The sequence below is a fragment of the Dyadobacter sp. CY356 genome, from assembly GCF_021440195.1.
GTDB lineage: Bacteria > Bacteroidota > Bacteroidia > Cytophagales > Spirosomataceae > Dyadobacter.
This window is the reverse complement of sequence record NZ_JAJTSZ010000008.1, coordinates 224,026-237,158: the sequence shown is the minus strand read 5'-3', so window position 1 is coordinate 237,158 and position 13,133 is coordinate 224,026. Positions and strand designations below refer to the sequence as shown.

Genomic DNA, 13,133 nt, shown 5'->3' with positions numbered 1-13,133 from the left:
ATCAGGAATAATATGCATCAGGAAGCAAGGAAGCAGTATAATCAATCATTTTCTGAGGAAAAGTACCAGCAACTTATCAATAAAATCCAGATAGATTATCCTGATGAGCTTGATTTTCGTGTGGCTGAAACACCCGTTTTTGTTCCGAAAGATTTAAAAAATAAATTGATTGAAGCTTGTGACGAAATTATTCAAACCATAGTTTCAGATGATTTCAAAGCCAAAACTGATCGTGCTATTCCGGCGGGGCAAAATGTTCCGAATGAAAACGGACATACCTCTTTTCTCGCTATCGACTTTGCTGTTTGTAAGGATAAAAATGGTGACTTGGTACCGAAATTGATAGAGTTACAGGGATTTGCTTCGCTTTATGCTTATCAGGGATACTTGTCTGAAACTTTTAAAAATTATTTTCCGGTCCCTGAGAATTTTCAATATTCTTTTAGCTCTGAAAATTTAGAAGGATATGTTGAGGATTTAAAAAAGTTGATTTTAGGAGACGAAAATCCTGAAAATGTTATTCTGCTCGAAATATTTCCGGAAAAGCAAAAGACCAGAGTTGATTTTGCATTGACTGAAAAATTGCTTGGCGTAAAAGCGGTTTGTTATACCAGATTAATTAAAGATGGACGCAATCTTTACTATGAAATCGACGGCCGTAAAATCCAGGTTAAGAGAATTTATAACCGCCTGATTTTTGATGATCTACAAAATTATCCGGATCTGGAAACAAGTTACCATTTCACCGACGATGTCGATGTGGATTGGGTTGGTCACCCAAACTGGTTTTTCAGAATCAGTAAATTCACCCTGCCTTTTTTGACCGGAGAATATATCCCGGAAACGAAATTTGTCTCTGACTACAACAATACATTTCCGTCAGATCTGGAAAATTATGTTTTAAAACCGCTTTTCTCATTTGCTGGTACTGGTGTTCAACTTCACGTAAACGAGGAAATTTTAAATGCGATACCAGATCCTGAAAACTATATTTTGCAGAAAAAAGTAGTGTATGAGCCGGTAGTGCAAGCACCGGATGGACTTGTAAAATGCGAAATAAGGATGATGTATGGCTGGCCTGATCATGAAGAAAAACCGCAGTTATTAACCAGTTTAAGCAGGTTAAGTCGTGGTGAAATGATTGGAGTCCGATTCAATAAGGACTTCACCTGGGTTGGTGGAACTGCTTGTTTTTTTGAGAAATAGAAGTCTGATGATTTTAACGAAAATATAAGCTGTTTAATATTTTGAATTAGTATAATAAAATTAAAAAGTATAATAAGTATTAAATGCACATTTCGCACCGTCAACATTTTTTTGATCACATTGCACAAACTTCCGACTTCCCGCTAGCACTTGAAATTGAAAAGGCGGAAGGAGTATACATGTACGGAACTGATGGAAAACGTTATCTGGACCTTATTTCAGGCATTGGCGTAAGTAATGTTGGTCACAGGCATCCGCAGGTTTTAGCAGCTTTGCATGAGCAGCTTGATAAACATATGCACTTGCTGGTTTACGGTGAATTGGTACAAAGCACGCAAGTCCAGCTCGCAAAAGCCCTGACTGATACTTTAAACTTTAATTCAGAAATTCCCTCTCCTTTTGGTAAGATTGATAATGTATATTTTACCAATTCAGGAACCGAAGCGGTGGAAGGTGCAATGAAACTTGCCAAACGCTACACAAGCCGGACAGAATTAATTTCCTGTTACAACGCCTATCACGGTGCTACCCAGGGCGCATTGAGTCTTTCCGGGGCAGAATCTTTCAAGAGAAATTTCCGCCCCTTGTTACCCGGAATCAGAAATATTGAACATGGTAAAATCGAAGACTTAGAATTTATTACATCCAAAACGGCCGCTGTCATCATTGAGATAATCGGAGGAGAATCAGGTGTACGGGTCCCGACCCTGGATTATATAAAAGCGTTGCGCAAGAGATGCACTGAGGTAGGTGCGTTATTAATTCTTGATGAAGTCCAGACAGGTTTTGGAAGAACCGGTTCGTTTTGGGCATTTGAACAATATGGCATTTATCCTGATGTGCTTTTAAGTGCAAAAGGTATGGGTGGCGGTATGCCGATTGGTGCTTTCATGGCTTCCCGGGAAGTTATGAGCGTGTTCAAAAAAAATCCGGTTTTAGGACATATCACAACCTTTGGCGGTCATCCTGTAAGTTCAGCCGCTTCACTGGCTGCTCTTCAAATTACTTTGAGAGATAATCTGGCTGAAAAATCAGTTGAAAAAGGAGCACTTTTTAAGTCGTTGCTGATCCATCCCAAAATCAGAGAAGTCAGAGGACAAGGATTGATGTTGGCAGCGGAAATGGATTCTTTTGACGTTTTGAAAAAAACCATTGACAGCTGTATAGCAAAAGGTGTTATAACGGACTGGTTTCTTTTTTGTGATAATTCCATGCGCCTTGCTCCTCCCCTGATCATTACCGAAGAACAAATCCGGGAAGGTTGTTCTGTAATTATGGAAGTATTGGAACAATAAATTAGACATTCCCATTTAAATTTATTTTACTGATCAATAAACTATAAATTAGATTATGGCTACGATAGAAAACGATATTCTTAAAATAGGCGTAAGTGAACTGGGTGCCGAACTTTGCGAAATCCATTCCAAAATCACAGGAAAGGAATACATGTGGGATGCCAATCCCGACGTTTGGGGTAGTTATGCACCTGTACTTTTCCCTGTAATCGGGGCGATCAAGGATGGTTATGTTCTGATCAAAGGACAGCAATACAAAGTACCACGTCATGGTTTCATCCGGAATAACCCGAATGTTAAACTTGTTGAGCAAACCGAAAACAGCCTTACATATGGTTTGAAATTCAGCGAAAAAACTTTGCAGATTTATCCTTATGAATTTGAGTTTTTAATCACTTTTTCACTTGACGGGAATAAAATTACGGTTAGCCATAAGATTACAAACCTTGGAAATTCAACCATGTTTTTTTCGCTTGGCGGACATCCTGCTTTTAAATGTCCTGTTAATGATGGTGAGGAATATGAAGATTATTACCTTGAATTCGAAAAAACTGAAAGTGCACCAACGTGGCTTCTAGAAAAAGATGGACTGGTTGGAAAAACAACAAAACCGGTCATTGAGAATTCCAACATACTTCCACTGACCCCGGATATGTTTGACAATGATGCCCTGATTTTTAAAAATCTGGATTCGACAAGCGTGAGTCTGAAAAGTAAAAAATCTTCTCAATCCGTTCATGTGAACTATTCAGGTTTTCCATATTTGGGAGTCTGGGCAAAACCAAATGCAAAGTTTGTTTGTATCGAACCCTGGCTTGGCATAGCTGACAATGCCGACAGTGATCATAATTTTGAAACCAAAGAAGGAATATTAAAACTTGTTGCCAAAGAAATTTTCAACGCATCTTACTCAATCGAAATCAAGGAATAGTTTATGAAAAAAGTATGCTTTACCATCGTATTATTTTGCCTGTCAAATCTTGCTGTTTTCGGGCAGTCAAAATTAAAAATGGAAGATTTAAAGCTGAAAATTTCGGATGAATTGAAAAAACATAAAGGCTCCTACGCAGTTGCTTTTAAAGATCTTACCACTGGCGAAACATTATCAATTAACGAACATGAGACTTTTCATGCGGCAAGTACGATGAAAATGCCGGTTATGATCGAGGTTTTCAAACAGGCTTCTCAGGGGAAATTCAAGCTGACGGATTCGATAACGATCAAAAATGAATTTAAAAGCATTGTGGATGGAAGTCTGTACAGTCAGGATTCTATTCAGGACAGTGACCATATTCTTTACAGACACATCGGCGAAAAACGAGCGATTAAAGACCTGGTTTACGAGATGATTATTGTCAGCAGTAATTTCGCTACGAATATGGTGATTGATCTCGTTGGAGCAAAAAATGTAACGCAAACCATGCGGGATTTAGGAGCGAAAGATATTCTTATCCTTCGGGGTGTTGAAGATGCAAAAGCTTTTCAAAAAGGTATGAACAACACAACAAATGCTTGCGATCTGCGGTTACTTTTTGAAAAAATGGCGCTTGGTAAAATTATTAATCAAAAGGCCTGTGACGCTATGATCAAAATTTTACTGGATCAAAAATTTAATGACGTTATTCCTGGAAATCTTCCAAAAGATGTAAAAGTTGCCCATAAAACCGGCGGACTTCCAAATATCCAGCATGACAGCGGGATTGTTTTTCTGCCGGATGGAAGAAAATATGTTCTTGTAATTTTGTCGAGAGACTGGGAAAATGAAGCAGCAAACCGCAAAATGCTGGCCGGGATTTCTGAGATGATTTATTTGAATTTGAAATGAAAGCTATCCCTATACAATTGTAAAATGTGTGATTCCAGAACGGTTTACCTTCTGTTCTGCATTCCATAACTCATAGTTTTTTTGAAGATTAACCCAGAATTGAGGCGTATTTCCAAATGCCTCAGATAACTTTACCGCTAATTCTGAGCTGATACCAACGCGTTCATTACAAACGGCTGACAAGCTGGTTCTGGTAATTCCCAAGCCCAGAGCAACTTCTGTAATTGTCAAATTGCGTTCTTTAATAAATTCTTCTCTTAAAATTTCGCCCGGATGTACCGGAGGCAAATTTCGTTTTAGCATAAGTGAATTCTTTTAATGGTAGTCAAGGAAGTCTACGTCGCAAACATCATGCTCTTCAAACCTAAAAATCATACGATAGTTAGGCGTAATTGTAACCGACCAGAAGTCGGACATTTTTCCGGATAGCTTATGGACACCTGAGCCCATTTTTTTAATATCATCTATGGAGTCAACAGCATCCAGTTCATCAAATAAACGATTGATTTTTCTCAAATATTGAGATGGTAATTTTGATCCATTTCCATCTTCATAATATTGCTGTAATCCTTTATGGAGAAAATTTCTTATCAATGTCTTAGCGTGTGTTATATGTAATATTACATATAACAACTTAGATTTGAAAGATAAATATTATTCCAATTACGACTACTAAATATAAAAAAGGCTCCTCACGGAGCCTTTTTTATATAATCTCAAAACTGTTAAATTTAAACAGTCGCTACGATCTGCGCATTCAATTTATCTTCCAAAGTAGTTTTAGGTACAACACCTACAACTTTATCTACCAACTGACCATTTTTGAAGATCATTAAAGTAGGGATACTGCGGATACCGAATTTAGCGGGAATCGCTGAATTCATGTCAACATCCATTTTACCAATAACAGCTTTTCCTTCATATTCACCTGCCAATTGTTCAACAACTGGTCCGATCATTTTACAAGGACCGCACCACTCTGCCCAGAAATCAACAAGTACAGGCTGATCGCCCTGTATCAATTCTTCAAAGGTGCTATCGGTAATTTCAAGTGCTTTTCCCATGTCAATAAGTGTCTAGTTTGATATTAATTAGTTGAGATAATAATGAAATTAGTGGTATAAAAGTTCCGGAATTCTTGAATTTCCGTTCTAATTAAGAAAAAACTTAACACCCAAAGAACCTTCCAAGGTTTTAAATAATTCGTTTGTTGGAGATACACGATAACCACGAGAAACCATCTCAACTTCTAATTGAGAATCAGGGTCTTTTACAGTTACATTGACCGGACATGACCCCTGATTATTATTGAATGTATCATTTAATAACATGATAAATTGCGCATCAATCTGATCCAACGTTAGGTTAACTCTTATCTTCTTACACATCTTGTCACGGATTTCGGTCAGCAATTGAATCGAGGAGATTTTGAATTCAAACTGATCTTCCTGCTTCCAGCGATTTTGTATTTTTCCTTTGATATACAAAAAGCGCCCCACTTCAAGATAATTTTTAAATTTCACACAATCTTCGCCACCCAGAAGCATTTCTATGGAACCCCTGTAATCTTCCAATTTAAAGATGATAAATGGATTTCCATTTTTTGACATCCGTTCCATAACACTTGTTACAATACCGCCGACGCTGATTTCTTTACCAAAATTTCTTGGAGCACGCTCTCCTTCGTGGATTGTCAAAAGCTCATCAAGTGTGCCGTTGCAGAAATTATCAAGTTCAAGGCGGAACGTATCCAGCGGGTGGCCTGAAATGTAGAAACCCACAACTTCCTGTTCATAACGCAATTTGGCAAGATCGTCCCAAGGCTGAACATCAGCAGGTTTGGGCTTCACCATAAGTGCCTCATTACCACCAAACGCCCCAAACAGAGACGATTGTGCAGATGCCTTTTCCGCATGGTAATTATTTGCATATCGAATCAGACGTTCTATAAAAGTACCGACATCACCACCTGGCTCGGAGGTAAAATACTGGGCGCGATGGTAATCTTCAAAACAGTCGAAACCTCCGGCATAAGCCAAACTTTCCAGCGTTTTTTTGTTGACAGTCCTTAAATTAACCCTCGTTATAAAATCAAAAATATCCTTGAACTGCCCGTTTGTATCACGTTCCTCAATGATAGATTCCACCGCAGCATCACCACTTCCTTTCACACCAGCCAGTCCAAACCGGATTTCACCTCTGCTGGTTGCGTTAAACTGACGATCAGATTCATTGATATCAGGACCTAAAACCGTTATCCCCTGGCTCTTACATTCTTCCATGAAAAATGTAATTTTTTCAATATTACCAAGCGAACTGGTCAGTACTGCTGAAAGATATTCGGCGGTAAAATGCGCTTTCAGATAGGCGGTTTGATAAGCGACAAAAGCATAACAGGTTGAGTGTGATTTGTTGAAGGCATAAGATGCAAAAGCCTCCCAGTCGGTCCAGATTTTTTCTAGTTTCTTTAAATCCAGTCCTTTTTCTTCCCCACCTTTCATGAAATACCCTTTCATTTTGTTCAGGGTTTCAATCTGTTTTTTTCCCATGGCCTTACGCAGCGTATCCGCCTGGCCTTTGGTAAATCCGCCCAACTTCTGAGACAAAAGCATTACCTGTTCCTGATAAACCGTGATCCCATAAGTGTCCGCAAGATATTCTTCCAGTTCAGGTAAATCATAGGTAATTTCTTCATGCCCGTTTTTCCGGCGGATAAAGTTTGGTATGTAAGCAATCGGTCCCGGACGGTATAAAGCGTTCATCGCGATAAGGTGCTCAAACCGATCGGGAATAAGATCACGCATGTGCTTTTTCATACCGTCTGATTCAAACTGGAAAATGGCGTTGGTTTCACCTCTTTGGAAAAGCTCAAACACTTTCGGATCATCCAGTGGAATGTCGTCAATAACGATTGATATACTATGATTACGTTTGATCAGGCGAAGTGCTTCTTTGATAATGGTTAGATTTCGAAGACCCAGGAAGTCCATTTTAATAACTCCCGCATCTTCAATAATTTTTCCCTGATATTGTGTAATAAGGAAATCAGAATCTTTGGAAGTACTAACAGGAATAATTTCGGTCAGATCACTTGGCGCAATAATAATTCCAGCCGCGTGAATACCCGTGTTCCTTACTGTTCCCTCCAATCTTCTTGCTTCCTGTAAAACACTGGCCTGAAGATCATTTCCTGAAATAATTGCCCGCATTTTCTTCACATTATCCAGTTCTTCCGGGGCAATTCCTTCTTTCTTTGTCAGACTTCCTTCACCTTCCAGTGGCGCAGAAAATATTCGCGCCAATGTCATGTTATAAGCAGGTTTATCAGGGACGAGTTTCGCGAGCATGTTAGCATCCTGCAATGGCAGATCCATTACACGGGCTACATCCTTAATCGCTGATTTTGCTGCCATCGTGCCATAAGTTACAATTTGTGCAACCTGGTTATAACCATATTTTTTAACCACGTAATCAATCACTTTCTGCCGGCCTTCATCATCGAAATCCGTATCAATATCGGGAAGTGAAATACGGTCAGGATTAAGGAAACGCTCAAAAAGCAAATCGTATTTAATCGGGTCAATGTTGGTAATACCGGTACAATAAGCAACCACCGAACCAGCGGCAGAACCCCGGCCGGGTCCAATAAATACACCCATTTTCCGCCCTGCATCAATGAAGTCAGCTACGATTAGGAAGTACCCAGGAAAACCCATATTACGGATTACGTTCAGCTCGAAATTCAGGCGCTCTTCGATTTCAGGCGTAATGGTACCGTATTTAAACTTTGCTCCTTCAAAAGAAAGGTGTTTTAAAAATTCCCACTGATTTAAAACATCAGCGGTAAGTTCCTTCGTCCCCACCATTTCAGATAACCTGTGTGTTTTGAATTCTTCCGGAATCGGGAAGTTTGGCAGCAGGATATCTTTGTTGAGATTCAGCGTTTTTATTTTGTCAACGATCTCATTGGTATTGTCTATCGACTCGGGTAAGTCGTTAAACAATTTCATCATTTCACTAGTATTTTTGAAATAAAACTGATCGTTGAAAAATGCAAAACGTGAACCTTTCGGAATACCTTTGTCATCATCAAAATCCTTTGCAGAAGGCGTACTTTGCTTATCTCCGGTATTGATACAAAGCAAAATATCATGCGCATTCCAGTCTTCCTGATCCACGTAATGGGAGTCGTTGGAAGCAATGATTTTAACATTATATTTTCTTGCAAAACGAATAAGAACTTCGTTAACTATGTATTGATCACGGATTTCGTGTCGCTGTAATTCAACATAAAAATCGTCACCGAAAAGATCCAGCCACCATTTAAATTCCTTTTCTGCTTCGGCCTCTCCCTTTCTGATAATTGTTTTAGGAATAATCGCCCCAATACAGCAAGTTGTTGCAATAAGTCCTTTATGATACTTGACAATCAACTCTTTATCAATACGGGGATATTTGCCATACATTCCCTCAATAAAACCGAGGGAGCACATTTTTACAAGATTTTTATACCCGATTTCATCTTTTGCCAAAAGCAGCTGGTGATGGCGGACGTCCTTTTTTTCTTTTGTAAACTGACGAATATGACGATCTTCAACCACATAAAATTCACAGCCAACAATCGGTTTAATACCCTGTTTATTGCCCTCAGCCACAAACTCAAAAACACCAAACATGTTTCCATGATCGGTTATAGCAACGGCGGGCATATTATCTTCTTTGGCTTTTTTGAAAAGCTTTTTGATATCAGCAGCACCATCAAGAAGTGAAAACTGGGTATGGCAGTGTAAGTGGGAAAATTGCATATTTTTTATTTGAATATTCGCTCAATTCAATCATTCACAAATTCAATCATTACAACTGAATATCCTCTGCATCCTGATTGGCATCATACAGTATATAATTCATAAAATCAGTATAAGGTTTCAGCAATTTCATTCCTTTTAAAATTGAATCTGCGAAACCCTTTGAAGTCACATCTTTATCTGTAAAACGATGAATAAAGAAAAGTTGCTTTCTCCGCAAAAGATCAATTTCCGGATGATCTTTTGGATAACCTTTCGGGGCGGTTTTTAAAGATTCACCTGAAATGTCGGGAAAAAATTCTCGAAAGGTTTCGTCGTAAATTATTTTCTTTAACGCTTCTGCATTGTAATCAACCTCCTGCCGATATTTTGCCAATTGTTCCGCCGTTGCATCCCACATTCCCCCGCCAAGAAAAGACTGACCATCGGGCTGAATGTGCAAATAATAATCAATCCGGCCGGAACCTCTCCCACCAGGCCCAATTCCGGCACTTAAATTACTTTTATAAGGATCTTTATTTTTAGAAAACCGAACATCCCTGTTAATTCTGAAAATACAATCTTTGACCTGCAAATTTCCCAGATCATGAAATTTGCCAACTTCTTTAATTAACGTTCCAACCAGTTTTTCAAGATCTGCTTTGGCATCGTCATATCGTTTTCTGTTTTCAAGAAACCATTCTCTGTTGTTATTTTGAACTAAATCGGCCAAAAATTTCAGTGTTGATGATTGAAGCATAAAATATCTACTGAGATAATAATCTGTTTTTCATGTTTTGTAAACCTTAGACAATTTACAAATATCAAATTTACCACGTTTTTCTGGATCAATTTAACGAATTTTACAATTCCAAAGGACGATGTTTCTTTAAAACTCATAATCAACTGAAAATTATGAACGTTCAATTTTTGTCAAATGAAAAGGGTGAAAAAACAGCTGCAGTGATACCAATAGAATATTGGAACAAGATCAAACAGCAACTTAACGCTGAATCACCTGATTTCTGGGGAGATTTACCGGAACATGTTAAGGATGGTATACATAAGGCTCAAAAGCAATTTTTAGCCGGAGAAACTAAATCCAACGATGAGGTCATGGAGAAATACAAAAAGTATCTATGACTTTTTCCATCCGCTGGACCACAGAAGCACAAGAAAGCTTTGGTCAAATTACACACTATATAGAGGAACACAGATCGGAAAAACAAGCTCAAAAATTTGTAAGAAGCGTTAATAAAACGATACTCGAAATTGCCAGCTTTCCGTATATTTTTGAGGCTTCCGCTTCAAATTCTTCTGTTCGAAAAGGTTTCGTAAACAAGCGTTGCACGCTGTTTTATCAGATTGAAAACGATGTAGTCATACTGCTTTATTTCTGGGATAATCGCCGAAAACCACGTTTGTAAATACAATGTCTACAACAAAATTTGATATAAGTCAACCAGTTAACTAATTAAATGGCCAGAATTCTTACCGGGATACAAAGTAGCGGACTACCACATTTGGGAAATCTTTTAGGTGCAATCCAGCCTGCTATTGAGTTATCCAAAAATCCACAAAACGAATCTTTCCTCTTTATAGCGGACCTTCATTCGCTGACAACACTGAAAAACGGTACTGAGCGCGAGTTATATGTGCGCTCAATTGCCTCTACCTGGCTGGCTTTTGGGTTTGATACAGATAAAAATGTATTCTGGAGACAGTCCCGTGTCCAGGAGCATACAGAGCTTTCGTGGTATCTGAGCTGCTTCACTCCGTTTCCCATGCTCGCAAATGCAACGTCATTTAAGGATAAATCTGAAAAGCTGGCTGACGTAAATGCCGGCTTATTTACCTATCCCGTTTTAATGGCCGCAGATATTTTGCTTTACAATGCCAATATCATTCCGGTTGGGAAAGATCAAAAGCAGCATCTGGAAATGGCAAAAGATATCGCGTCCCGGTTTAACAATCTTGCCGGAGAGGATATCCTGGTTTTACCTGAACCTTTGATTGATGAGAGAATGATGACCATTCCAGGATTGGATGGTCAGAAAATGAGTAAATCTTATAATAACTACATCAACATTTTTCTACCTGAAAAGGAGTTGAAAGGAATTATCAAAAAGATCGTTTCAGATTCAACACCGCTGGAAGAGCCAAAAGATCCTGATGCTGATATTACTTTCAAAATCTATTCTTTGCTTGCCTCAACAGCTGAAACCGAAACCATGCGCCAGAATTATTTGAATGGAGGTTATGGATACGGCCATGCAAAACAGGCACTTTTTGAAATTATACTTGAAAAATATGCTGAACCTCGCCGTCTCTATAATTATTATATGGAAAACAATGACGAGCTGGAAAATATCCTGAAAACCGGTGAAGAAAAAGCCAGGATAATTGCAAGGGAAACAATCACCAAAGTCCGCCGTGTCCTCGGTTTTGGTGCATGACAGCGGCCATTGACAGCATTATTCACGGAGACCAGCAGTTGTTTTTATGGTTGAATAGTAAGCATGTGCCCTGGCTGGACGCTATTATGTATTGGGTAACTTACAAGTTCACCTGGATTCCATTGTATCTGGTTCTTCTCGTTTTTACAATTAAAACAAAACAAAAGAAGGCCATTGCTATAATTGCAACGGTGCTGGCGGCGGTAATTTTGTCAGATAAGGTTGTTTCTGGTGTGATGAAACCTTACTTTGAACGTTTCCGCCCATGTCATGATCCACTATTAGCCGGTCTCGTACATAATGTCGGAGCGTGTGGCGGGTTATACGGATTTGCTTCCGCACATGCTGCAACAAGCTTTTCTCTGGCCATTGTATGGTTTCAACTTACAAAAGACAAGCTACATCATGTGGGTTGGTTGTTTGCCTGGGCGGCTTTTTATTCATATAGCCGGGTATATGTTGGTGTCCATTATCCGGTCGATATTTTCGTCGGAGCACTGGTTGGCCTCATCGTTGGCTGGATATGTATTCAACTTTATTTAATATTTTTTAAGAAATACTATCCTAATTGATTGATTTTTATTAATTTTGCGCAAATTTTAGTTTGGCCATGGGCTCTTTTAACACAGTAAAAATATTTTCAGGAAGTCAGTCGGAGTATTTGGCAAAAGACATTGCGAGGTACTACGGCAAGGAATTAGGAGGTTACACACTTCGCAAATTTAGCGATGGTGAATTATCTCCAAGCTTCGAAGAATCGATTCGCGGATGTGACGTGTTTTTGATTCAGTCGACTTTTCCGCCGGCGGACAATTTGCTCGAACTGCTTTTGATGGTCGATGCAGCGCGCAGGGCTTCCGCACATTATGTCACTGTGGTAATTCCTTATTTTGGATATGCACGTCAGGACAGAAAAGACAAACCTCGTGTAGCGATAGCCGCAAAAGTGGTTGCCAATTTATTGACAGCTGTTGGCGTAGATCGTTTGATGACAGTTGATCTTCATGCAGGGCAGATCCAGGGATTCTTTGATCTACCCGTTGATCACCTGGAAGGCACGTCGATTTTCGTTCCATATATCAAATCACTTGGGCTTAAAAACCTGCTGATCGCATCACCGGATATGGGTGGAGCAGCAAGAGCAAGGAATTTTGCCAAGTTTATGAACGTTGATATGATTCTGTGTGATAAACACAGAAAAAGAGCCAACGAAATTGCCAGTATGCAGGTTATCGGTGAAGTTGAGGGAATGGACGTGGTGCTTGTGGACGACTTGATTGATACCGGCGGTACTTTATGCAAGGCAGCCGAAATTATTATGGCAAAAGGCGCAAATTCTGTCAGAGCCATTAGTACTCACCCGATTATGTCCGGTAAGGCACATGAAAATATTGCAAATTCTGTTTTGGAGGAATTAATTGTTACAGATACTATTCCTCTTAAGCAACAGAATAACAAAATACGCGTATTGTCAGTTGCGGAGTTGTTCGCAAAAGCAATCGGGCGTATCAGAGATCACGAATCTATTAGTTCATTGTTTATAAATTATCAGTAAATTTTATTTTTT

The 13,133-nt window shown here is 39.1% G+C and carries 14 protein-coding genes; 9 read left to right on the top strand and 5 right to left on the bottom strand.

Going from position 1 to position 13,133, the window contains the following annotated elements; genetic code table 11:
- Positions 1 to 12 precede the first annotated feature (12 nt).
- From LXL81_RS23325 to LXL81_RS23310, 4 genes are all read left to right on the top strand, one after another.
- Entirely contained in the window at positions 13 to 1,206 is a 1,194-nt protein-coding gene (locus LXL81_RS23325) for a hypothetical protein (protein ID WP_234649396.1), read from the top strand.
- 83 nt (positions 1,207 to 1,289) lie between these two features.
- Entirely contained in the window at positions 1,290 to 2,501 is a 1,212-nt protein-coding gene (locus tag LXL81_RS23320) for an aspartate aminotransferase family protein (protein WP_234649394.1), read from the top strand.
- A gap of 55 nt (positions 2,502 to 2,556) precedes the next feature.
- Positions 2,557 to 3,432 (top strand): aldose 1-epimerase family protein, encoded by an 876-nt coding sequence (locus tag LXL81_RS23315; RefSeq protein WP_234649392.1) that lies wholly within the window; start codon positions 2,557 to 2,559, stop codon positions 3,430 to 3,432.
- A 3-nt stretch (positions 3,433 to 3,435) separates the two neighbouring features.
- Positions 3,436 to 4,326: a serine hydrolase gene (locus LXL81_RS23310; protein WP_234649390.1), complete on the top strand. Its 891-nt coding sequence runs from the start codon at positions 3,436 to 3,438 to the stop codon at positions 4,324 to 4,326.
- 9 nt (positions 4,327 to 4,335) lie between these two features.
- Here the strand turns inward: LXL81_RS23310 and LXL81_RS23305 are convergent, their stop codons facing one another.
- From LXL81_RS23305 to LXL81_RS23285, 5 genes are all read right to left on the bottom strand, one after another.
- Positions 4,336 to 4,629, bottom strand: coding sequence for a HigA family addiction module antitoxin (locus LXL81_RS23305; protein ID WP_234649388.1), 294 nt, complete (start codon positions 4,627 to 4,629; stop codon positions 4,336 to 4,338).
- A gap of 12 nt (positions 4,630 to 4,641) precedes the next feature.
- Positions 4,642 to 4,920, bottom strand: coding sequence for a type II toxin-antitoxin system RelE/ParE family toxin (locus LXL81_RS23300; protein WP_234649386.1), 279 nt, complete (start codon positions 4,918 to 4,920; stop codon positions 4,642 to 4,644).
- 137 nt (positions 4,921 to 5,057) lie between these two features.
- Positions 5,058 to 5,390, bottom strand: a complete 333-nt coding sequence (gene trxA / locus LXL81_RS23295) for a thioredoxin (RefSeq protein WP_090338216.1) — start codon at positions 5,388 to 5,390, stop codon at positions 5,058 to 5,060.
- 87 nt (positions 5,391 to 5,477) lie between these two features.
- The gene (gene dnaE, locus LXL81_RS23290; protein WP_234649384.1) at positions 5,478 to 9,131 is read right to left on the bottom strand and encodes a DNA polymerase III subunit alpha; all 3,654 of its coding nucleotides are present in this window, start codon (positions 9,129 to 9,131) and stop codon (positions 5,478 to 5,480) included.
- A 49-nt stretch (positions 9,132 to 9,180) separates the two neighbouring features.
- On the bottom strand, positions 9,181 to 9,870 hold the full coding sequence (locus LXL81_RS23285) for a DUF2461 domain-containing protein (RefSeq protein WP_234649382.1): 690 nt from the start codon (positions 9,868 to 9,870) through the stop codon (positions 9,181 to 9,183).
- 155 nt (positions 9,871 to 10,025) lie between these two features.
- On the opposite strand from LXL81_RS23285, the gene LXL81_RS23280 reads away from it, so the two are divergent.
- The 5 genes from LXL81_RS23280 to LXL81_RS23260 are packed head-to-tail and all read left to right on the top strand — an operon-like array spanning position 10,026 to position 13,121.
- Positions 10,026 to 10,253 carry a hypothetical protein gene (locus LXL81_RS23280; protein ID WP_234649380.1) on the top strand — a complete coding sequence of 76 codons (228 nt, stop codon included), beginning with the start codon at positions 10,026 to 10,028 and terminating at the stop codon, positions 10,251 to 10,253.
- On the top strand, positions 10,250 to 10,537 hold the full coding sequence (locus LXL81_RS23275) for a type II toxin-antitoxin system RelE/ParE family toxin (RefSeq protein ID WP_234649377.1): 288 nt from the start codon (positions 10,250 to 10,252) through the stop codon (positions 10,535 to 10,537). The genes LXL81_RS23280 and LXL81_RS23275 overlap by 4 nt, the downstream gene beginning before the upstream one ends.
- A 51-nt stretch (positions 10,538 to 10,588) precedes the next feature.
- Entirely contained in the window at positions 10,589 to 11,566 is a 978-nt protein-coding gene (gene trpS / locus LXL81_RS23270; RefSeq protein ID WP_234649375.1) for a tryptophan--tRNA ligase, read from the top strand.
- The gene (locus LXL81_RS23265) at positions 11,563 to 12,138 is read left to right on the top strand and encodes a phosphatase PAP2 family protein (protein WP_234649374.1); all 576 of its coding nucleotides are present in this window, start codon (positions 11,563 to 11,565) and stop codon (positions 12,136 to 12,138) included. The genes trpS and LXL81_RS23265 overlap by 4 nt, the downstream gene beginning before the upstream one ends.
- Positions 12,139 to 12,176: 38 nt before the next feature.
- Positions 12,177 to 13,121 carry a ribose-phosphate pyrophosphokinase gene (locus LXL81_RS23260; RefSeq protein ID WP_234649372.1) on the top strand — a complete coding sequence of 315 codons (945 nt, stop codon included), beginning with the start codon at positions 12,177 to 12,179 and terminating at the stop codon, positions 13,119 to 13,121.
- The last annotated feature ends 12 nt before the right edge of the window (positions 13,122 to 13,133 follow it).